Source organism: Anoxybacillus gonensis (genome assembly GCF_001187595.1).
In the GTDB taxonomy this organism is placed as follows: Bacteria; Bacillota; Bacilli; order Bacillales; family Anoxybacillaceae; genus Anoxybacillus; species Anoxybacillus gonensis.
In genome coordinates, this window is sequence record NZ_CP012152.1 from 911,887 (window position 1) to 931,961 (window position 20,075).

The window sequence follows — 20,075 nt, forward strand, 5'->3', positions numbered from 1 at the left end:
ATATAGAGAGAAGGGATCGGCATAGCCGGTCTCTTTTTATTGACGAAAAAAGCGGAACTCGATATGAGCTCCGCTTTTCTTATTTCTGATGTTCTTTAATGACGCGCAACGTTTGTAACGTGTCGTCTTCTGGACCTTGGACAGGCAAGCCGACTTCTATATTTTTGCGAATGTAGTTTAAATTTTCTTCCGTAATAATTTCACCCGGAATGAAAATTGGAATGCCAGGTGGATATACCATGACAAACTCGGCGATAATGCGCCCTGCTGATTCGTCAAACGGCACGACTTCCGTTTCGGAATAAAACGCATCGCGCGGAGTAAGCGCCAGGACAGGAATGTCTGGTAAAAGCACTTTCGGTTTTTTTCCGACTTTGGCTTGATGGCGAAATTCGTTTGATAAACGACGAAGCGCTTCGACTAATACGCTCGTCTCCCGTTCTGTATCGCCCGGTGTAATAATACATAAAATGTTGTATAAGTCGGACAACTCGACTTCAATGTTGTAATGTTCACGAAGCCATTTTTCGACTTCATAGCCCGTCAATCCGAGCTCTTTGACCGAAATGATGAGCTTCGTTGGGTCGTAGTCAAACGTTGCCTTTGCGCCGATAATTTCTTTTCCGACGCAATATAAATAGTCGATGTCGTTAATTTGCTTGCGCGTTTCATTCGCGAGGCGAATCGCTTGTTCCGCTAGCTCATGTCCTTCTGTCGCAAGCCGTTTGCGCGCCACATCAAGCGAAGCAAGCAACAAGTAAGACGTCGATGTCGTCGTTAACATGCTTAAAATGGCTTGCACTCGTTTTGGCGACACAAGCCCTTCTTTCACGTTTAAAATCGAACTTTGCGTCATGGAACCGCCAAGTTTATGCACGCTCGTCGCCGACATATCCGCTCCTGCTTGCATCGCTGAAAGCGGCAAATCTTCATGAAAGTGAATGTGCACACCATGCGCCTCATCGACAAGGACAGGGACGTTGTATGCGTGCGCAATGTCAACAATTCGTTTTAAGTCGCCTGCAATGCCGAAATACGTCGGGTTAATGACGAGCACCCCTTTGGCATCTGGATGTTGCTTTAACGCCGCTTCTACTGCTTCTGGTGTAATGCCGTGTGAAATGCCAAGCTCTTTATCAATTTCAGGATGAACGAAAATCGGTGTCGCTCCCGAAAAGACGATTGCTGACATGACTGATTTATGCACGTTTCGTGGGACGATAATTTTATCGCCAGGGCCTGCGACAGACATGACCATCGTCATAATGGCGCCGCTCGTCCCTTGCACGGAGAAAAACGTATAGTCCGCCCCGAACGCTTCCGCCGCTAACTGTTGGGCGCGTTTAATCATTCCTTTTGGCTGATGTAAATCATCAAGCGGACCGATATTAATCAAATCCATCGCTAACGCATTTTCTCCAATAAAGGAGCGAAACTGCTCGTCCATTCCTGCTCCTTTTTTATGACCAGGAATATGAAATTGAATCGGATTTTTCTTTATATGCTCTAACAGTCCGGTAAATAACGGTGTTTCATACTGTGACAATTTCGCTGTACACCTCTTTAACTTGGATTTACATAAAACAAAGTGAATTATAGCACTTCTTTATACGTTTGGAAAGATGATTTTTTTCAAAAGAAATATGAGTGATATGCTTCATATGTATGAATATAACCACTTTGCACACAAGATATAAAATTTAAATTTTGGTTAATAAACTAAAATATTCTATTAAACTATTGAAAAAAAAAAAAAAAAACTATTATAATGAAAATGTACCAAAATTTTAAAGAGGAGGTAATTTAGTTTGAAGAAAAAATTAGTTTTAATGGGTTTATCAGTAGGTTTGGTAGCGTTTGGTGGAGCGGTGCAAGCAGGAACTAGTTGGTCAGAATATAATACAACCGTTCCGAAATTTAATGGAAGTGGATATACGGGTTATCAGACAAAAGAATCTTCTGGAACTTATGGTGAATTATATTCATCTATAGTTGGTGGCGCATATACCGTTGATGCCAGAATGCAGGCAACTTCAGGAACAGGTTCATGGGTCAGAAGTATTACTGATAATGATTACCGTAATCTTCCAAACTCTGTTCCTAAAGGATTGAATGCGCGAGTTGAATTTAGCAATGATCTTACCACACCGGTAGATGTTCAAGTATCTGGAAGATGGAGAAGCAATTAAAAAATAAAGATCGTGATAGTTGGGCTTTAGCCTTTAACTATCACGACTATTTTTCATAACAATGAGGTGAATAACATGTTGCGTAACCAACTAGTCGTGGAGTTAAAAAGAGCTTTAACGAAAAAAAATATATTACTTTGGCTCAGCATCATTATTTTTTTGCCAGTTAGTCGGTTTTATATGATAAGTAAAGGATATCAGTTTTTCGAGCCAGTGGAAGTATTTCAAGAAACGATATCAGGGATTATCCCATTACTTTTTCCTGCCATTGTAATCATAGTATATTTGCCCTCTTTTTTACAAGAGAAGAGAAACAAGTTTATTCCATATACTCGTCCGAGAATTCCACTACACATTTATGTAACTAGCAAAGGATTCGTAAATGCTTTTTTTACTGGGCTTGTTACGTTTTTGCTTGTCTTTATTCCATTTGTTTTTATCGTTTATGTTGAGAAACATCTAGGAATCATTCATTATAGTTCTCCTGCTGAAAATGTACGTATCCCTGCGGTCACTTTTTCGCAGCTTTTGCGGTATGGAGATTTCGCTTACGGTTTTATTTACTCGTTATGGGTGGCGATAAACGGTGTCGTTTATAGCACGATTGCCTTTATTTTGCTCTTAAATGTAAGCAACCCGTTTATTGCTTTATCGGCTCCATTTCTTTTTTATCATATTTTGAACTTTGTTACGGGACTATTTCATGTAGCCATGTTCTCGCCACTTAGTACAATTTTTCCTTTTAATATTGAAGAACAACCTTTATGGACTGTATTTGTTCCGTTCTCATTTTTAATCGCTTTTTTAGTTTTTACGTTTTTACTCACACTGAAAAACGATGAGGAAGAATGGATGATATAGATGATGAAAAGTTGGTCGTCTTTTATACGTGAAAGTATCAAACAGATGATTAGCATCAAGTGGATCGTTGTAGGAATAGTTTTTTACTTTTATGGTGTGAGGCTAAAAAAAGAGATTGTTCAAACTGCTTATGAACAAAAAGTAGATTTTAACAATTGGGATATCACTTTGCGTTTACTAAGCGATGCATATCTCGTTGTTTATTTTATTATTCCAGTTGTTTTATTTTTTTTAATTAGATCTATTTTTACAGATTTTGATTATCAAGTATTCATTCGTTTAGGATCATTTAAAAAATGGGTGTATCATTCTTTGAATAATTTTTGGATAAACGTTTTTCCTTTACCATTTTTGTGGTTTTTTATGTCTTTATTTATGGCAATTGGATTTCCTCACTCGTGGAATTGGAGCGAGCTAAGTAAAACAGCGCATGTTACGAATACGCTTGAAGAACTTGTGCATTTTTTTAGTTATCCAGCATTCGCTTTTTTCGCACAGTTTGTTTTGCTATTGTTCACTTTTTCATTGCTACATATCGTTTTTGCGATTATATATGTGCTGATTAAAAATAAAGGTGTTCTCATTTTTATGAATGTATTGTTTTTCCTTTTTAATATTGTAGGATTTAAGTTATTCCCGACCGAGTTTGCTTTTTTATTGCCTGTGACTTTTTTTTCGATTACCAATGCATTACATGCTTTTCGTTCTTTAGAATTAGTTTATATTGTCGTGATCGTTGTTTTTGTTTTTTGTATATGCTTTTTGCCATTTTTAGACTTGAATAAAAGACCTTACATACAAGCGATGAAATCGTATATGCCTATTGTTTTTTATTTTTCTCTTTGTATAGTGGGGATCGTCGCAACGGCTCAATCGTTAGTTCACTCTTCGGATATAACTATTTTTGATGTTTTCGTTATGTCGTTTGTTGGAGTGAGTGCCGAACGTTTTGCGTATATGCCTTTTTTCTTTTATGCGATCGTATTTTTTGGATTTACTTATTTAGTACAACTGCTTTTTTTAAGTAATGAATTGGAACGACTAAGTTATTATAAAATGATTCGTTTTAGAAGTTTAAATAAATGGTTTTGGAGTTGGATGAAGAAGCTCATTGCCATAACAATTTTCTTTTTAATGATATTGTTTGTTCTTTCACTTGCAGTCGCTGTTTGTTTTCGAGCAAATGTCGATGGATATGTGACATTGCTTTCAAAGCCGTTACATGAGATGATTTACCATTTTTTTATGAACGGTTTTTTACAAATCATGTTTTATATAAGTCTAATCTTTATTGTTTCTTGGATAAGCAAGGAATCTATATATGGTGTTGTGCTCATTAGCATATGTATGCTTGTTATGCTACCTCATATAAATGTAAACGGGATCATACCGATCGGTTTAAATAGTATGGCTTACTTGGCAGATTATTCTCCATATTATTTAACAACGATTTTATTGATAATGAATGTTATATCGTTTCTTGTTATTCATCGCTTGCTCAAACAAAGCTTAAAAATATAAGCACATGAACAATAGGTGGTGTAAAAAATGGATATTATTTCTTTAAAAAATGTAAGTAAATCGTATAAAGGATTAACACTTTTTCAACATGTGAATTTAAATGTAGAAAAAGGAAAAATATATGGCATTGTAGGACCAAACGGTTCTGGTAAATCCGTTTTATTTAAAATGATATGTGGATTTGTATTCCCAGATGAAGGAACAATCATTGTGAATGGAGTAGAGATTGGAAGAAGCAAACGATTCCCTGAAAATATTGGGATTATTATAGATCGCCCCGGTTATATACCTAATAAAACAGGGTTTCAAAATTTAAAAGAATTAGCCATGATTAGAGGAAAAATTAGCGATAATAAAATTTTTGAAACGATGGAAATGGTCGGGCTTCAACCGACGGCGAAACAAAAAGTAAAACACTATTCTCTAGGGATGAAGCAGAAATTAGCTATTGCTCAAGCAATTATGGAGGATCAGCAAATACTTATATTGGATGAACCATTTAATGCGCTAGATGCAGAAAGTGTAAATAACATCCGTAGGTTATTGTTAGCCTTTAAAAATGAAGGACGCACAATTTTACTAACAAGTCATAACCAAGAAGACATTGATATTTTGTGTGACTATGTTTTTCGTATCAATAATTATAAACTAGAACCGATTGTTTCTGTTAAAAGTTGAAAGTCGTCCCCTCGCGATGAAGTGAGGGGAATTTTGTTGTTTATTCAATCAAAAAGAGGAAAATAGATATACGGAAGAGAAACATATTATAATTGTGATTAGGGGAGGAATAAAGGATGAACTGGAACACGAGAGTAACCGAGCTGTTAGGCATCCGTTATCCGATTATTCAAGGTGGATTGGCGTATTTGGCGTATGCGGATTTAGCGGCGGCGGTATCGAATGCCGGGGGGCTAGGGCAAATTACAGCGATGTCGCTCGAGACGCCAGATGAGTTGCGAGAAGAAATTAAAAAAGTGCGCGAAAAAACGGACAAACCGTTTGGAGTCAATTTTGCGATCGGACAACATGGACGCCCGTTTGCGCACATGCTTGATGTGGCGATTGAAGAAAAGGTGCCGGTCATTTCGATGACGGGCGGAAATCCTGCGCCTATTTTTGAACAGTTAAAAGGAGTATCCGTGAAAAAGCTTGTGCTCGTGGCGGCAGTACGCCAAGCAGTGAAAGCGGAGGAGCTTGGAGCGGATGCGGTTATGGTTGTCGGTCAAGAAGGGGGCGGCCATCTCGGCAAGCACGATATCGGGACGTTCGTATTAGTGCCGCGCGTCGTCGATTCCGTATCGATTCCTGTCATCGCTTCAGGGGGGATCGGAGATGGGCGCGGTTTGATGGCTGCGCTTGCGCTTGGAGCAGAAGGAATTGAAATGGGCACGCGCTTTATTGCGACAAAAGAATGCATTCATGCCCATCCCGTGTATAAACAAATGCTTGTGGAACGCACAGAAAGCGATACCGTCGTCATTAAACGTACGCTCGGTGCGCCTGCGCGCGCTTTGTTAAACGAATGGACGGAAAAAATTTTACAGTTTGAACAAGAAGGAAAAGGATACGAACAGTTAAAAGAGTACATTAGTGGAAAGGCGAACAAACGATTCATTTACGATGGCTGCACGGAAGAAGGATTTGCATGGGCGGGGCAAGTGATCGGACTCATTCGCAACGTGCCGACAGTGAGTGAACTTTTTGCGCGCATGATTCAAGAAGCGGAACAAATTCGCACCCGTTGGGCAAACTAAAACAGACAGCAAAAAAGAAAGGTGAACATCATGAAATACGCATACCCGATTGATTACAGTTGGTCAACAGAAGAAATGATTGACGTCATTAAGTTTTACGAAGGCATTGAACAAGCATACGAACGAGGCATTGAGCGAGAGCAACTGATGAAATTATATCGCCGCTTTAAAGAAATTGTCCCAAGCAAAGCGGAAGAGCGAAAACTATGCGATGAATTTGAAAAAGTAAGCGGCTATTCATCGTACCAAACGATGAAAAAAGGAAAAGAGTTGTCCGCCGGAGATATTGTGAAAATGTAAAGTTGCATATCCCCTTTCCGTTACATAGTATATAAAAAAGAAAATTTTCAGAAAAAAGAATGTTTCAAACGGAAGGGGTGCACAATATGAAAAAAACAGCTGATGCATTTAAAAAAATGGACGGAGAACGACGAAAAAAAGTATTAAAGCTTGAAGTTGACTATGAGCTAGCCACCCTTTATGAAGCGATGTTAGAAAATAACGAAGCGAAAAAAAACGAATGTAAACGAAAACTAGAAAGACTGCGCCAAGAATTGATTCGTCTGTCGAACTGAAAGGCGGCAAGCGCCGCCTTTTCTACATAAGTATATGCAGGAGGTCTTGTATGTGGAACGAAATTGATCAACATATGCAGCATTGGATTCGGGAAGCAGGGGAGCGCATCCGCGATGCGTTTCAAACGAAACTAAAAATCGAAACGAAATCAAGTCCGTCCGACTTAGTGACAAACGTCGATCGGGAAATTGAGCAATTTTTTATTGAACGCATTCGCCAAACGTATCCGACGCATCGCATTTTAGGAGAAGAAGGATTCGGTGATACGCTTGAAGCGCTAGACGGCATCGTTTGGATCATCGACCCGATTGACGGAACGATGAATTTCGTTCATCAACAGCGTCATTTTGCGATTTCTGTCGGGGTGTTTCAAGATGGTGTCGGCATGCTTGGCTACATTTACGACGTGGCTTTTGATGAGCTGTATTATGCCGAAAAAGGAAAAGGAGCGTTTGTAAACGGCACGCCGCTTCCACCGCTTGAAAAAACGTCGCTTGACCGTGCGATCATTTCATTAAACGCGACGTGGGTGACGGAAAATCGTCGCATCGACCCGAACGTCCTTGCCCCGCTTGTGAAAAAAGCGCGCGGCACGCGTTCATACGGCTCCGCTGCGTTAGAAATGGCATATATCGCTTCAGGGAAACTCGATGCGTACATCACGCTTCGTTTGTCGCCGTGGGATATTGCTGGCGGGATGGTGATCGTGCAAGAAGTGGGTGGGATCGTGACAAACTTGTACGGGGAGCCGCTCAATATGATTGAGAAAAGCTCCGTATTCGTCTCGAAGCCGGGGTTACATGAAGAAGTGCTTGCGATCATTCAGCGCTAACGAATCGTTAGCGCATTTTTTTCTTTCTTTTCAATGAAAATCCGACGCCCATGACGGCAAATAAAGCAACGATGGACGCGACGATCGCTGGCACATGTCGGTAAGCAATCGCAATGCCGATGCTAATCATCGCCGCCGTGGCAAGTAGTGCAATCATAAAAAAAAGCGGTTGAAATTTGTTCATTTTCTTCCTCCTCATCCTCTTTCCTTTTAGGTTACAACAAAACATTCCGCTTTTCTACTATGTTTATGCTATAATAGACGCGCAATGTTGAAAAATAGGAGTTGACATAAGTGAGAAACGATATTCGTAACATCGCGATTATTGCGCACGTTGACCACGGAAAAACGACGTTAGTCGACCAATTGCTTCGCCAATCTGGAACGTTTCGGGCGAACGAACAAGTGGAAGAACGCGCGCTTGATCGCAACGATTTAGAACGTGAACGAGGCATTACCATTTTAGCAAAAAATACAGCCATTCAATACAAAGGCACGCGCATTAACATTTTAGATACGCCGGGCCACGCTGATTTTGGTGGGGAAGTGGAGCGCATTATGCGGCTTGTCGATGGCGTATTGCTCGTCGTCGATGCATATGAAGGATGCATGCCGCAAACGCGCTTCGTCTTGAAAAAAGCGCTCGAACAACATTTAACGCCAATTGTCGTCGTCAACAAAATCGACCGTGAGTTTGCCCGTCCGCACGAAGTGGTCGATGAAGTGATCGATTTATTTATTGAGCTTGGCGCAACGGAAGATCAGCTTGAGTTTCCGGTCGTGTATGCTTCAGCGATTAACGGGACGGCAAGTTTAGATGCCGATAAACAAGATGATGATATGACAGCGCTATTTGAAACGATTATTGAACATATTCCTGCCCCGCCGGACAATAGCGATGAACCGCTGCAATTTCAAGTGGCGCTTCTCGATTATAACGACTACGTCGGCCGCATTGGGATTGGACGCATTTTCCGCGGACGTATGCAAGTTGGACAACAAGTGGCGCTCATGAAGCTGGACGGTTCCGTCAAAACGTTTCGCGTGACAAAGCTGTTTGGCTTCCTCGGCTTAAAGCGCATTGAAATTGAAGAAGCCAAAGCAGGCGATTTAGTTGCCGTTTCCGGTATGGAAGATATTAACGTTGGAGAAACGGTATGTCCGCTTGATGTGCAGGAACCGTTGCCGCCGCTTCGCATTGACGAACCGACGTTGCAAATGACGTTTCTCGTCAACAATAGCCCGTTTGCTGGACGGGAAGGAAAACATGTGACAGCGCGGAAAATCGAAGAACGTCTTCGTTTACAGTTAGAAACAGACGTGTCGCTTCGCGTTGAGCCAACGGATTCGCCAGATGCATGGATCGTGTCAGGACGCGGAGAGCTTCATTTATCGATTTTAATTGAAAATATGCGCCGTGAAGGATTTGAGCTACAAGTATCCAAACCGGAAGTCATTATGAAAGAAATCGACGGCGTCATGTGCGAGCCTGTTGAGCGCGTGCAAATCGACATTCCTGAAGAATATACAGGAGCGATTATGGAGTCGCTTGGGGCGCGCAAAGGAGAAATGATCGATATGATCAACAACGGAAACGGACAAGTCCGTCTCATTTTCCTCGTTCCTGCGCGCGGATTAATTGGCTATCGGACGGAATTTATGTCGCTTACGCGCGGATACGGCATTTTAAACCATTCGTTCGACAGCTATCAACCAGTCATCCAAGGGCAAATTGGCGGCAGACATCAAGGTGTGCTCATTTCGATGGAGACAGGAAAAGCGACTGCGTATGGCATTATGCAAGTCGAAGACCGCGGCGTCATTTTTATTGAACCGGGAACGGAAGTATATGAAGGGATGATCGTTGGCGAACATAGCCGCGACAACGATTTAGTCGTCAACGTATGCAAAATGAAACATGTAACAAACGTCCGCTCATCAACGAAAGAACAAACGGTGACGATGAAAAAACCGCGCCTCATGACGTTAGAAGAAGCGCTCGAATATTTAAATGACGACGAATATTGCGAAGTGACGCCACAATCCATTCGTTTACGGAAAAAAATATTAGATAAAAACGAACGTGAAAAAATTGCGAAAAAGAAAAAACTCGCTGAGCAAAAGAAATAGGGGGAAGTCGTCATGGATGTGATCGGTCGCCTGTCGTTTTTCGCTTCGCTATACAACGTGCATGAACAGCCGACGAAAGGAATGTGGCTGTTGTATGCGACGATTGTCGTTTTATCGATCATTGTGTATCGTCTTGGCTTTGCGCGCAAACTGCCGATGTTAAAAAACGTTATCATTTACTCGTTGCTTGTGCTCGGTTGTACCATTTTAACGTTTTTCGCCGTTTTTTTACCTGTCGCGGAAGGATTACTTGTTGCGGCAGTCGTATTAATCATTTATAAATGGCGGCTTCGTCGTGAAGGAGAGAACACAGCATGAAACTACAAGATGCGGTGTACAATTGGTTGACGATTACAGTCGTTGCCCATGCGCGCCCAGACGATACAGCAGCACAAGAAACAGAACGATTTTTTGCCGATTTGTTGCGCGAAGATCATGCGGTTGAGCAAATCGCATATACAAAAGAAGACGACGTCTATACAGTCACATTTACCGTAAACAATGAATCGCGCACGTTTCGCTTTCCGGCTGAACTTGTCGAAACGATGCTCGATCAAATCAATCGCGAACCTGAAAAATACGTCAATTACGAATAAGCGCCCATGTTTTCTGCTGGGCGCTTTTTCATATGTTAATATTCTAACGTATGAAGGAAAAAAGACTTTTGTTGACGAATAAAGATGTCGAAAAAAGTATGCGAGGTGAATGTATGTCCATTGACCACGATCGTCTGTTTAAACAGTTGATTCAAACGTTTTTTGAGGAATTTATTGTTCTCTTTTTCCCGACAATGCACGAGCATATCGATTTTCGCCACGTATCGTTTTTATCCGAGGAGCTGTTTACCGATGTGACGGCAGGAGAAAAGTACCGCGTTGATTTGCTTGTCGAAACGAAGTTAAAAGGCGAAGACGGGTTAGTGATCGTGCATATCGAAAACCAAAGCTACGTTCAACCATCATTTCCAGAACGGATGTTTATTTATTTTAGCCGTTTGTTTGAAAAGTACCGTAAACCCATCGTACCAATTGCTGTATTTAGCTACGATACGATCCGCGACGAACGATCTGCATTTACGCTCCAATTTCCATTTGGCCACGTGCTTGACTTTCGTTTTTTCACTTTGGAACTTCGTAAACAAAACTGGCGAAACTACATTCGTCAAGACAATCCAATCGCTGCTGCACTGCTAAGCAAAATGGGATATACTGAAAGTGAACGGGTAGAACTGAAAAAACAATTTTTACGCATGCTTGTCCGATTGGAATTAGACGAAGCGAAACAACGATTGCTGTTTGGCTTTTTTGAAACATATGTAAAACTATCAGACGAAGAAGAACAACAGTTGCGAAGAGAGGTGAGTGAGATGGAGACGAAAGAAAAAGAACAAGTGTTGGAACTCATTATTTCGTATGAACAAAGGGCGTTGGAGAGAGGGAGAGAGGAAGGAATGAAACAAGGGATGAAGCATATTGTACAAACGATGGCGCGAAAAGGGATGAGTATACAACACATTGCGAGCATGACAGATCTTACGGAAGAAGAAGTGAAACAATTGTTGGAAAACAAATAAGTGGTTTGCTATGTCCCCTCCGATCGTGCAAGAGGGAGGGGACGATTACCATTCCGTTTCGTGTTTGCTCGTGCGGAAAAAGCGAAACTTGCCGGTCGCTAGTCGCTCTTTCGTTTTTTGCGCAATCCGTTCATGGCACGTTTCGCACATATATGTATGAATCGGGCGGTTGCGCAATCGTTTTGCAAGCAACGTTTCATCGTTTAACGTATCTATTTTTTCGCAAAGAATGCATCGTACTCTCATCGTCAAACCTCACATGTTTTTTTAAAAATTAGTATATCATATTGTTTGAAACTGTGTGAAAAAAAGGTATGATAAAAACAAGGAGGGATACATATGCCAAATGCGGTAGAACCGACATTAATTGAGCCGTTATTCCAATCGCTGCAAAAAGAACGATTTGTCATCGTATGCACGATCGACCATGAAACAGGTGCACCAAATACAAGTGCGATTTCATGGGTGTATGCCCCAACACCTGACCGATTGTATTTTGCGGTCGATCAACGTTCCCGCATCGTTGCGAACGTGCGTGCCAACAGCGCTATTTCCATCGTGCTCATCGCGAATGAGTCGACGTACTCCATTAGCGGAAAAGCGCATGTGAAAGTAGAAAAGCTAGAAAACGTTCCGCTAAAACTTGCTGCTATTCAAGTGGACATTGAAGAAGTGCGCGATGTCATGTTTTACGGTGCAAAAATTTCAGTCGAACCGAAATACGAAAAAACGTACGATGCGCAAGCCGCTACCAAGCTCGATCAACAAGTGATGAGCGCATTAAAACAAGCATAAGCCGAGCGATACGCTCGGCTTATTTCATATGGTCGTTTGATTGCTTTTGTTGTTCGTTTTCTAACTGATTTTGCTCGTTTCGATTCAGCTGATCATCGTTTTGTCTTGTAGAGCGCGGATTTTTCGTTTGAATAAAATCACTCGGAATTTCAGGCATGACCCGTCCGACAATGGCCGCGAGCTCATCCATAAATCCTTGAATCGGCTTTCCTTTTTCTACTTGTTTTTGAATCGCTTTCAGCCGCTCATTTAAATCTGCATCGGCAATGACAATCGCATTCGCCCCGTACGGATCTTTTTGCAAACTTTCCGCAACGGAATATTTCACCGTTCCGACGCGCGACGGATCAAGTTTTGCGTTTACATCGATGCCTACTAACGCATATTTCCCGACAACTAATACGGTCGCATCGTTCACATTTGGGACGCTGCTAGCTAGATGCGCAAGATGGCGAGCAATTTGTTGACCGGATTTGTTCACGATTCGTTCATTTGTCGTATTTTTCACATGAACGAGCGAGTCGCGATTGTTCGGTTGCGCTTGTTGTCCGCAGGCACTCATGAAAAGCAACAGCAATATGATCATATATTTCAATCGTTCCACCCCTTTTCGTCTTTAACTTTATTTTGCAAAACTTCTTCTATCTTTATGCGCCCATTCATATATATAAACAACAATCCCGTCCAACGACGGTCGTCAAGGGGGAAAAAACGTGGGCAAAAAAATATACGTATTAGATACAAACGTGCTTTTACAAGATCCGTATTCTATTTTTTCCTTTCAAGATAACGAAGTTGTCATTCCGGCTGTCGTATTAGAAGAAGTGGACTCAAAAAAACGGTATATGGATGAAGTAGGCAGAAATGCGCGTCAAGTGTCTAAAATTATCGATAACTTAAGACAAAATGGAAAACTGCATGAAAAAATTCCGCTCGAAAATGGCGGCGTGTTGCGCATTGAATTGAACCATCGCTCGTTTCAGCAACTGCAAGAAATTTTCGTTGAAAAAACGAACGACAACCGCATTTTAGCTGTGGCAAAAAATTTATTGCTTGAAGAACAAACGAAAGAAGACGGTCGCCCCGTCATTTTAGTTAGCAAAGATGCGCTCGTGCGCGTGAAGGCAGATGCGATTGGGCTAGAGGCGGAAGATTTTTTAAGCGATCGCGTCGTTGAAATCGACCATATTTACACCGGTTTTTTAGATTTGTACATAAGTCCAGAGCATTTAGGGCGCTTTTATGAAAAGGGTGAATTGGTGCTTTCGGAAATTACGAACCATCCGTTTTATCCGAATCAATTTATCGTCATGAAAGATGCGCTTGGCGGCTCTTCATCGGCGCTTGGCATCGTCGATCATACAGGAAAAAAAGTGCGCAAACTCGTCTTTCATTACGATCATATTTGGGGCATTCGTCCGCGCAACGTTCAGCAAACGATGGCGCTTGAATTGTTGTTGCGCACAGACATTCCGCTTGTGACGCTCATAGGAAAAGCAGGGACAGGAAAGACGTTGCTTGCGTTAGCGGCAGGGTTGATGCAGACGGAAGATTTACGGCTATATAAAAAATTGCTCGTCGCTCGTCCGATTGTGCCTGTCGGAAAAGATATCGGCTATTTGCCGGGAGAGAAACAAGAAAAATTGCGGCCGTGGATGCAGCCGATTTTCGATAATTTACACTTTTTATTTGATACGAAAAAGCCGGGTGAGCTTGATGCGATTTTATCGGGCATGGGTTCTATCGAAGTGGAGGCGCTCACGTATATACGTGGTCGCAGCATTCCAGAGCAGTTTATTATTATTGATGAGGCGCAAAACTTAACGAAACATGAAGTGAAAACGATTTTAACGCGCGTCGGGGAACGAAGCAAAATCGTGTTAATGGGCGACCCTGCTCAAATTGATCACCCATATTTAGACGAATATAATAACGGGCTGACATACGTCGTTGAAAAATTTAAAGAACAAAAAGTGGCCGGGCACGTTCGATTAATTAAAGGGGAGCGTTCCGCGCTCGCCCAGCTTGCCGCCGACCTTTTATAAAGAAAAGAGGCGAAGCGCCTCTTTTCACTCGACGATAAATTCCCGCACGTGCGTGATCGGGTTGTCGCGATTGGAGCCGTCTCCGAAATAAATATGGACAGGCCCGTCTTCTTTTAGCGGTTTGCCGTCTTTTGAAAAACATAATAACAGCTCATAAGCTTCGGCAAGTGAAACGGTCGTATTTCCGTTTTCTGTCACGATGATGAAACGGTTGGCATCGTCGTTCGGTTCCGCGTTGCGCAAAAATGGGGCAAGCACCATGCCGAACGTACCAGATAATATTTTTTCTTTTTCAAACTGTTTTTCTGTTTGCAATGTTGGAGGAGACACGGCTCCTTCTTGAATTTCGCGGTCCCAATACGCTGAAATTTTTTGAATGTCGTCTATGTCTTCTCGTTGTTCTGTTTGCGGATGACGTGTAAAATAAGTATGTACATCTACTTTGCGATCGTCAAAAATCCATACGCTCGGATCAAGCGTAATTGTAAATTTGACGTTCCCTTTGATGACGATGACCATGTTCATTCCCCCTATCTGACTTTCATTATATGATGAAAGCGCTTGTTTGTAAAATTGTTCGTCAAGACACGATGCTTGCATTTTTTTCGTATTCACGATAAGATGAAGAAACAGGAACGTACGGAACGGAGGGGTCAACGTGACGCCTGAAGTGGCGATAAACTTTCGAGAAAGAGCCTATTCGTTGTTGCAAGCGGATGCGGAAAAAATTGTGAAGCTGATCCAAGTGCAAATGGATCATTTAACGATGCCGCAATGCCCGCTATATGAAGAAGTGTTAGATACGCAAATGTTCGGTTTATCTCGTGAAATTGATTTTGCCGTCCGTTTAGGGCTTGTCGATGAAAAGGACGGGAAGGCGATTTTAGACCGACTTGAGCGCGAACTTTCGGCATTGCATGAAGCGTCCACGAAAAAGAAGAAAAAATGACAAAAACTCAAACGAATTTCGTTTGGGTTTTTTCTGTTTTGTAGTACAATGCAAATAAGAAAGTGAAAAGGAAGATGGGATCGATGCGATTGAAAACGTTTATGAAATACCATGACTATCCGCTCATGATCGCGATATGTTTATTGTCGTTGTTCGGGCTTGTGATGGTATATAGTGCGAGCATGATTACGGCTGTTACTCGTTTTCATACGGCGAGCGATTATTTTTTCCAAAAACAAAAATGGGCATGGATCATCGGTGCAGTGTTTTTTTTATTTACGGCATTTGTTCCGTATAAACATTATGCGCGCAAAAAGTTTTTACAATTCGTTTTTTTCGCCATGCCTTTGCCGCTCATTTACGTCCTTTTGTTCGGCCATACCGTAAACAATGCGACAAGCTGGATTAAAATCGGTCCGATTAGCATTCAGCCAGCGGAGTTTGCCAAAATCGGTTTAATCGTCTATTTAAGCGGAGTATTAGCAAACAAACAAAAAAAATTACAAACATCGCCGCAAGACGTCCTATTTCCAATCTACTATATGTTGTTTATTTGCTTATTAATTTTTCTTCAGCCAGACGTCGGTACGATGTTGATTATCGGAATGATTTGTGCGGTCATCATCCTTTCTTCCGCCGCAAGCAAACGGTTATTGCTGAAACAGTTGTTTCTGTTCGTTTTAATTATCGGAGTTGTCGCAGCAATTTCTGGTCCGTTTATATACGATCGAGTGTTTACGAAAGAGCGTTTATCGCGCATTGACGTCTTTTTGCATCCGTTTAAGTATGAAAAAGATGAAGGATACCAACTCATCAACTCGTACATTGCGATCGGAAATGGGGGATTAAAAGGGCTCGGACTTGGACAAGGCATTCAAAAATACGGTTATTTGCCAGAAGCGCATACCGACTTTATTATGGCGGTCATCGCCGAAGAGCTCGGGTTATTTGGCGTTTCGTTCGTCCTCCTTCTCTTATCGTTTATCGTCTTGCGCGGCTTTTGGATCGCAAGAAGGTGCCAAGATGCGTTCGGCAGTTTATTAGCGATCGGCATTTCAGCGATGATCGGCGTTCAATCGTTCGTCAACCTAGGTGGAATATCAGGGCTCATCCCACTGACAGGGGTTACATTGCCGTTTGTTAGCTACGGTGGTTCATCGCTCGTTTTATTAATGATGTGTGCCGGAGTGTTGGCAAACATCGCCGCGGTAACAAATTACGAACAAAAACATCAAACAGAAAAACAAAGAAATATTCAAAAAAATCATATTTCTTTTTCGTAATTGTATTTACAAATACAGAAAATTCGTTATAGTTTTTATATGAAGGATAGGGGGAGGATGCATATGAGGCGTATTCAAAAAGTACTTGTCGCAAACCGTGGAGAAATTGCGATTCGCGTGTTTCGCGCCTGCAACGAACTAGGAATTCGCACCGTTGCCATTTATTCGCGCGAAGATGCAGGATCGTACCATCGTTACAAAGCGGATGAAGCGTATTTAGTTGGAGAAGGAAAAAAACCGATTGAAGCATACTTAGACATTGAAGGCATTATCGAAATCGCGAAAATGCATGATGTCGATGCGATTCATCCGGGCTATGGCTTTTTATCGGAAAACATCGAATTTGCGAAACGATGCGAAGAAGAAGGCATCATTTTCATCGGGCCGAAACAAGCGCATTTAGATATGTTTGGCGATAAAGTAAAAGCGCGCCACCAAGCGAAACAAGCGGGCATTCCGGTCATTCCGGGAAGCGACGGGCCTGTGCAAAGCTTGGAGGACGTCGTGCGCTTCGGCGAGACATACGGTTATCCGATGATCATTAAAGCGGCATTAGGCGGCGGTGGACGCGGAATGCGCATCGTTCGTTCGCAAGCGGAAGTAAAAGAAGCGTATGAGCGGGCGAAATCGGAAGCGAAAGCGGCATTTGGCAGCGATGAAGTGTATGTCGAAAAATTAATCGAAAAACCAAAACATATTGAAGTGCAAATTTTAGGTGACGAATACGGCAACATCGTTCATTTATATGACCGAGACTGCTCGGTGCAACGCCGCCATCAAAAAGTTGTTGAAGTGGCGCCAAGCGTATCGCTTTCAAAAGCGCTTCGCGAAGACATTTGCCAAGCGGCAGTGAAACTAATGAAAAACGTGCAATACGTGAACGCAGGAACGGTTGAGTTTCTCGTTTCTGGCGATGCGTTTTACTTCATTGAAGTGAATCCGCGCATTCAAGTCGAACATACAATTACAGAAATGATTACAGGGATTGATATCGTTCAATCGCAAATTTTAATTGCGGAAGGACATGCGCTACATAGCGAAAAGGTCGGCATTCCGAAACAAGAAGACATTCGCGTTCACGGATATGCGATTCAATCGCGCGTGACGACAGAAGATCCGTTAAACAATTTTATGCCAGATACAGGGAAAATTATGGCGTATCGTTCAGGCGGTGGCTTCGGCGTTCGTTTAGATGCCGGAAATAGCTTTCAAGGCGCCGTCATTACGCCGTATTACGATTCGTTGTTAGTCAAAGTGACGACGTGGGCATTAACGTTTGAGCAAGCGGCGGCGAAAATGTTGCGCAACTTGCGCGAGTTTCGTATTCGCGGCATTAAAACGAACATTCCGTTTTTAGAAAATGTCGTGCAACATCCGAAGTTTTTAACAGGCGAATACGATACGTCGTTTATCGATACGACGCCAGAGCTATTTGTGTTCCCGAAACGGAAAGACCGCGGAACAAAAATGTTATCGTATATCGGAACGGTTACTGTCAACGGTTTTCCAGGCATCGGGAAAAAGAAAAAGCCGGTATTTGACCCGCCGCGCATTCCGAAAGTGAACCATATTGAACCGATGCCAAAAGGGACGAAACAAATTTTAGATGAACGGGGAGCAGACGGGCTCGTTCAATGGATCAAAGAACAAAACCGCGTGTTGTTGACAGATACGACGTTCCGTGATGCCCATCAATCGCTTTTAGCGACGCGCGTGCGCACAAACGACTTATTGCGCATTGCGGAGCCGACCGCGCGTTTATGGCCGCAACTATTTTCGATGGAAATGTGGGGCGGAGCGACGTTTGACGTAGCCTATCGCTTCTTAAAAGAAGATCCGTGGGATCGTTTAATTCAATTGCGCGAAAAAATTCCGAACGTTTTGTTTCAAATGTTGCTTCGCGCATCGAATGCGGTCGGATATAAAAACTATCCAGATAACGTCATTCGGGAGTTTGTTGCGCAATCAGCCGAAGCCGGCATTGACGTATTCCGCATTTTCGATAGTTTAAACTGGGTAAAAGGAATGACGGTCGCCATTGATGCGGTACGTCAAACAGGAAAAGTGGCGGAAGCGGCGATTTGTTATACGGGCGATATTTTCGATCCGACGCGCACAAAATACAATCTCGATTACTATAAACAGTTAGCGAAAGAGCTCGAGCAAGCTGGTGCGCACATTTTAGCGATCAAAGATATGGCGGGGCTATTAAAGCCACAAGCGGCTTATACGTTTATTTCTGCGTTAAAAGAAGTTGTCGACATTCCGATTCATTTGCATACGCACGATACGAGCGGAAACGGCATTTATACGTACGCCAAAGCGATTGAAGCAGGAGTCGATATTGTTGACGTAGCGGTAAGCTCGATGGCTGGTTTAACGTCGCAGCCGAGCGCAAACACGCTTTATTATGCTCTTGAAGGCACAGAACGTGCGCCGGAAGTCGATATCGCATCGCTTGAGAAATTGTCGCGTTATTGGGAAGATGTGCGCAAATATTACGTCGACTTTGAAAGCGGCATGAATGCGCCGCATACGGAAGTATATATGCACGAAATGCCGGGCGGACAATATAGCAACCTTCAACAACAAGCGAAAGCGGTCGGCTTAGGTGATCGTTGGGATGAAGTAAAAGAAATGTATCGCCGTGTCAACGACTTATTTGGCGACATTGTTAAAGTAACGCCATCGTCGAAAGTGGTGGGCGACATGGCGCTATATATGGTCCAAAACAATTTAACCGAACAAGACATTTATGAGCGCGGTGAAACGCTTGATTTCCCAGATTCCGTCGTTGAACTGTTTGAAGGTTATCTCGGTCAGCCGCATGGCGGATTCCCAGAAACGTTGCAGCGCATCATTTTAAAAGGGCGTGAACCGATTACCGTTCGTCCAGGTGAGCTGTTAGAGCCGGTCGACTTTGAGAAGTTGCGCGAAGAGTTATACCATATCGTTCAACGTGAAGTGACTGACTATGATGTGTTAGCTTATGCGCTATATCCGAAAGTGTTTGTGGAATACGTCCGCACGGTCGAACAGTTCGGTGACGTATCTGTGCTTGATACACCAACGTTTTTATACGGCATGCGTCTCGGTGAAGAAATCGAAATTGAAATTGAAAAAGGAAAAACGTTAATCGTCAAGCTCGTTTCGATCGGTCAGCCGCAAGCGGACGGAACAAGAGTTGTATATTTTGAGCTAAACGGTCAACCTCGCGAAATCGTCATTAAAGACGAAAGCATTAAAACAACGGTCGTTGCGCGTGTGAAAGCGGATCGCAACAATCCGAACCATATTGCTGCGACGATGCCGGGAACAGTTGTCAAAGTGCTTGTTGAAAAAGGGGAAAAAGTGAAAAAAGGTGACCATTTAATGATTACCGAAGCGATGAAAATGGAAACGACCGTGCAAGCACCGTTTTCCGGTATGGTGAAAGACATTTACGTCAAAGGTGGCGACGCCATCCAAACAGGCGACTTATTGCTTGAATTAGCGGAAAAATAAAAGAACGAGGGGACTAAAATGGTACCTGTAGGTAGGACACTCGAAAAAAAGAGTGTTCAACCT

22 protein-coding genes are annotated in these 20,075 nt (G+C 42.6%); 17 read left to right on the forward strand and 5 right to left on the reverse strand.

Annotated elements, in window-relative coordinates; genetic code table 11:
• Positions 1-79: 79 nt before the first annotated feature.
• The gene (locus AFK25_RS04880; protein WP_035064022.1) at positions 80-1,546 is read right to left on the reverse strand and encodes an aminotransferase class I/II-fold pyridoxal phosphate-dependent enzyme; all 1,467 of its coding nucleotides are present in this window, start codon (positions 1,544-1,546) and stop codon (positions 80-82) included.
• Between the two features lie 262 nt (positions 1,547-1,808).
• Between AFK25_RS04880 and AFK25_RS04885 the strand changes: the two genes are divergently transcribed.
• From AFK25_RS04885 to AFK25_RS04920, 8 genes are all read left to right on the forward strand, one after another.
• Positions 1,809-2,189: a hypothetical protein gene (locus AFK25_RS04885; protein ID WP_035046688.1), complete on the forward strand. Its 381-nt coding sequence runs from the start codon at positions 1,809-1,811 to the stop codon at positions 2,187-2,189.
• Between the two features lie 75 nt (positions 2,190-2,264).
• The gene (locus AFK25_RS04890; RefSeq protein WP_035067885.1) at positions 2,265-3,050 is read left to right on the forward strand and encodes an ABC transporter permease; all 786 of its coding nucleotides are present in this window, start codon (positions 2,265-2,267) and stop codon (positions 3,048-3,050) included.
• Positions 3,051-4,571, forward strand: coding sequence for a hypothetical protein (locus AFK25_RS04895; RefSeq protein WP_035046686.1), 1,521 nt, complete (start codon positions 3,051-3,053; stop codon positions 4,569-4,571).
• A gap of 27 nt (positions 4,572-4,598) precedes the next feature.
• Positions 4,599-5,249, forward strand: a complete 651-nt coding sequence (locus AFK25_RS04900) for an ABC transporter ATP-binding protein (protein ID WP_035046684.1) — start codon at positions 4,599-4,601, stop codon at positions 5,247-5,249.
• Between the two features lie 116 nt (positions 5,250-5,365).
• Positions 5,366-6,325 (forward strand): NAD(P)H-dependent flavin oxidoreductase, encoded by a 960-nt coding sequence (locus AFK25_RS04905; protein ID WP_035067887.1) that lies wholly within the window; start codon positions 5,366-5,368, stop codon positions 6,323-6,325.
• A 30-nt stretch (positions 6,326-6,355) separates the two neighbouring features.
• On the forward strand, positions 6,356-6,625 hold the full coding sequence (locus tag AFK25_RS04910; protein ID WP_035067889.1) for a UPF0223 family protein: 270 nt from the start codon (positions 6,356-6,358) through the stop codon (positions 6,623-6,625).
• Between the two features lie 86 nt (positions 6,626-6,711).
• The gene (locus AFK25_RS04915) at positions 6,712-6,900 is read left to right on the forward strand and encodes a hypothetical protein (protein ID WP_009362612.1); all 189 of its coding nucleotides are present in this window, start codon (positions 6,712-6,714) and stop codon (positions 6,898-6,900) included.
• Between the two features lie 50 nt (positions 6,901-6,950).
• Positions 6,951-7,733 (forward strand): inositol monophosphatase family protein, encoded by a 783-nt coding sequence (locus AFK25_RS04920; RefSeq protein WP_009362613.1) that lies wholly within the window; start codon positions 6,951-6,953, stop codon positions 7,731-7,733.
• Positions 7,734-7,740: 7 nt separating this feature from the next.
• Here the strand turns inward: AFK25_RS04920 and AFK25_RS15090 are convergent, their stop codons facing one another.
• Positions 7,741-7,917: a DUF5325 family protein gene (locus AFK25_RS15090; RefSeq protein WP_009362614.1), complete on the reverse strand. Its 177-nt coding sequence runs from the start codon at positions 7,915-7,917 to the stop codon at positions 7,741-7,743.
• 110 nt (positions 7,918-8,027) lie between these two features.
• Between AFK25_RS15090 and typA the strand changes: the two genes are divergently transcribed.
• From typA to AFK25_RS04940, 4 genes are all read left to right on the forward strand, one after another.
• Complete coding sequence (typA, locus tag AFK25_RS04925; RefSeq protein WP_009362615.1) at positions 8,028-9,863, forward strand: translational GTPase TypA; 1,836 nt, start codon at positions 8,028-8,030, stop codon at positions 9,861-9,863.
• 12 nt (positions 9,864-9,875) lie between these two features.
• Entirely contained in the window at positions 9,876-10,181 is a 306-nt protein-coding gene (locus AFK25_RS04930) for a YlaH-like family protein (protein WP_009362616.1), read from the forward strand.
• On the forward strand, positions 10,178-10,459 hold the full coding sequence (locus AFK25_RS04935) for a hypothetical protein (protein ID WP_009362617.1): 282 nt from the start codon (positions 10,178-10,180) through the stop codon (positions 10,457-10,459). Before AFK25_RS04930 ends, AFK25_RS04935 begins: the two co-directional genes overlap by 4 nt.
• Before the next feature lie 113 nt (positions 10,460-10,572).
• Positions 10,573-11,436, forward strand: coding sequence for an Rpn family recombination-promoting nuclease/putative transposase (locus tag AFK25_RS04940; protein ID WP_035067904.1), 864 nt, complete (start codon positions 10,573-10,575; stop codon positions 11,434-11,436).
• A 45-nt stretch (positions 11,437-11,481) separates the two neighbouring features.
• Here the strand turns inward: AFK25_RS04940 and AFK25_RS04945 are convergent, their stop codons facing one another.
• Entirely contained in the window at positions 11,482-11,682 is a 201-nt protein-coding gene (locus tag AFK25_RS04945) for a YlaI family protein (protein ID WP_004891284.1), read from the reverse strand.
• Between the two features lie 93 nt (positions 11,683-11,775).
• On the opposite strand from AFK25_RS04945, the gene AFK25_RS04950 reads away from it, so the two are divergent.
• On the forward strand, positions 11,776-12,231 hold the full coding sequence (locus tag AFK25_RS04950; protein ID WP_019418704.1) for a pyridoxamine 5'-phosphate oxidase family protein: 456 nt from the start codon (positions 11,776-11,778) through the stop codon (positions 12,229-12,231).
• A 19-nt stretch (positions 12,232-12,250) separates the two neighbouring features.
• Here the strand turns inward: AFK25_RS04950 and AFK25_RS04955 are convergent, their stop codons facing one another.
• Positions 12,251-12,835 (reverse strand): YhcN/YlaJ family sporulation lipoprotein, encoded by a 585-nt coding sequence (locus tag AFK25_RS04955; RefSeq protein ID WP_019418703.1) that lies wholly within the window; start codon positions 12,833-12,835, stop codon positions 12,251-12,253.
• A 109-nt stretch (positions 12,836-12,944) separates the two neighbouring features.
• Here AFK25_RS04955 and AFK25_RS04960 point away from each other — a divergent pair, with 109 nt between their 5' ends.
• Entirely contained in the window at positions 12,945-14,276 is a 1,332-nt protein-coding gene (locus AFK25_RS04960; RefSeq protein WP_035067897.1) for a PhoH family protein, read from the forward strand.
• Between the two features lie 24 nt (positions 14,277-14,300).
• Here AFK25_RS04960 and AFK25_RS04965 read toward each other — a convergent pair whose 3' ends face one another.
• Positions 14,301-14,795 carry a hypothetical protein gene (locus AFK25_RS04965; protein WP_009373471.1) on the reverse strand — a complete coding sequence of 165 codons (495 nt, stop codon included), beginning with the start codon at positions 14,793-14,795 and terminating at the stop codon, positions 14,301-14,303.
• Between the two features lie 139 nt (positions 14,796-14,934).
• On the opposite strand from AFK25_RS04965, the gene AFK25_RS04970 reads away from it, so the two are divergent.
• The 3 genes from AFK25_RS04970 (at position 14,935) to pyc (ending at position 20,012) form a co-directional block, all read left to right on the forward strand.
• Positions 14,935-15,225, forward strand: coding sequence for an Fpa/YlaN family protein (locus AFK25_RS04970; RefSeq protein WP_009373472.1), 291 nt, complete (start codon positions 14,935-14,937; stop codon positions 15,223-15,225).
• A 74-nt stretch (positions 15,226-15,299) separates the two neighbouring features.
• Positions 15,300-16,508: a putative lipid II flippase FtsW gene (ftsW, locus tag AFK25_RS04975; RefSeq protein WP_035067900.1), complete on the forward strand. Its 1,209-nt coding sequence runs from the start codon at positions 15,300-15,302 to the stop codon at positions 16,506-16,508.
• Between the two features lie 57 nt (positions 16,509-16,565).
• On the forward strand, positions 16,566-20,012 hold the full coding sequence (gene pyc, locus AFK25_RS04980; protein WP_035067902.1) for a pyruvate carboxylase: 3,447 nt from the start codon (positions 16,566-16,568) through the stop codon (positions 20,010-20,012).
• Positions 20,013-20,075: the final 63 nt, after the last annotated feature.

Excerpts from the sequence above, each read along its gene's own strand:
- AFK25_RS04890 (WP_035067885.1), top strand. The coding sequence starts at position 2,265 with ATGTTGCGTAACCAACTAGTCGTGGAGTTAAAAAGAGCTTTAACGAAA.
- AFK25_RS04895 (WP_035046686.1), top strand. The coding sequence starts at position 3,051 with ATGATGAAAAGTTGGTCGTCTTTTATACGTGAAAGTATCAAACAGATG.
- AFK25_RS04900 (WP_035046684.1), top strand. The coding sequence starts at position 4,599 with ATGGATATTATTTCTTTAAAAAATGTAAGTAAATCGTATAAAGGATTA.
- AFK25_RS04905 (WP_035067887.1), top strand. The coding sequence starts at position 5,366 with ATGAACTGGAACACGAGAGTAACCGAGCTGTTAGGCATCCGTTATCCG.
- AFK25_RS04910 (WP_035067889.1), top strand. The coding sequence starts at position 6,356 with ATGAAATACGCATACCCGATTGATTACAGTTGGTCAACAGAAGAAATG.
- AFK25_RS04915 (WP_009362612.1), top strand. The coding sequence starts at position 6,712 with ATGAAAAAAACAGCTGATGCATTTAAAAAAATGGACGGAGAACGACGA.
- AFK25_RS04920 (WP_009362613.1), top strand. The coding sequence starts at position 6,951 with ATGTGGAACGAAATTGATCAACATATGCAGCATTGGATTCGGGAAGCA.
- AFK25_RS15090 (WP_009362614.1), bottom strand. The coding sequence starts at position 7,917 with ATGAACAAATTTCAACCGCTTTTTTTTATGATTGCACTACTTGCCACG.
- AFK25_RS04930 (WP_009362616.1), top strand. The coding sequence starts at position 9,876 with ATGGATGTGATCGGTCGCCTGTCGTTTTTCGCTTCGCTATACAACGTG.
- AFK25_RS04935 (WP_009362617.1), top strand. The coding sequence starts at position 10,178 with ATGAAACTACAAGATGCGGTGTACAATTGGTTGACGATTACAGTCGTT.
- AFK25_RS04940 (WP_035067904.1), top strand. The coding sequence starts at position 10,573 with ATGTCCATTGACCACGATCGTCTGTTTAAACAGTTGATTCAAACGTTT.
- AFK25_RS04945 (WP_004891284.1), bottom strand. The coding sequence starts at position 11,682 with ATGAGAGTACGATGCATTCTTTGCGAAAAAATAGATACGTTAAACGAT.
- AFK25_RS04950 (WP_019418704.1), top strand. The coding sequence starts at position 11,776 with ATGCCAAATGCGGTAGAACCGACATTAATTGAGCCGTTATTCCAATCG.
- AFK25_RS04965 (WP_009373471.1), bottom strand. The coding sequence starts at position 14,795 with ATGGTCATCGTCATCAAAGGGAACGTCAAATTTACAATTACGCTTGAT.
- ftsW (WP_035067900.1), top strand. The coding sequence starts at position 15,300 with ATGGGATCGATGCGATTGAAAACGTTTATGAAATACCATGACTATCCG.
- pyc (WP_035067902.1), top strand. The coding sequence starts at position 16,566 with ATGCATATGAGGCGTATTCAAAAAGTACTTGTCGCAAACCGTGGAGAA.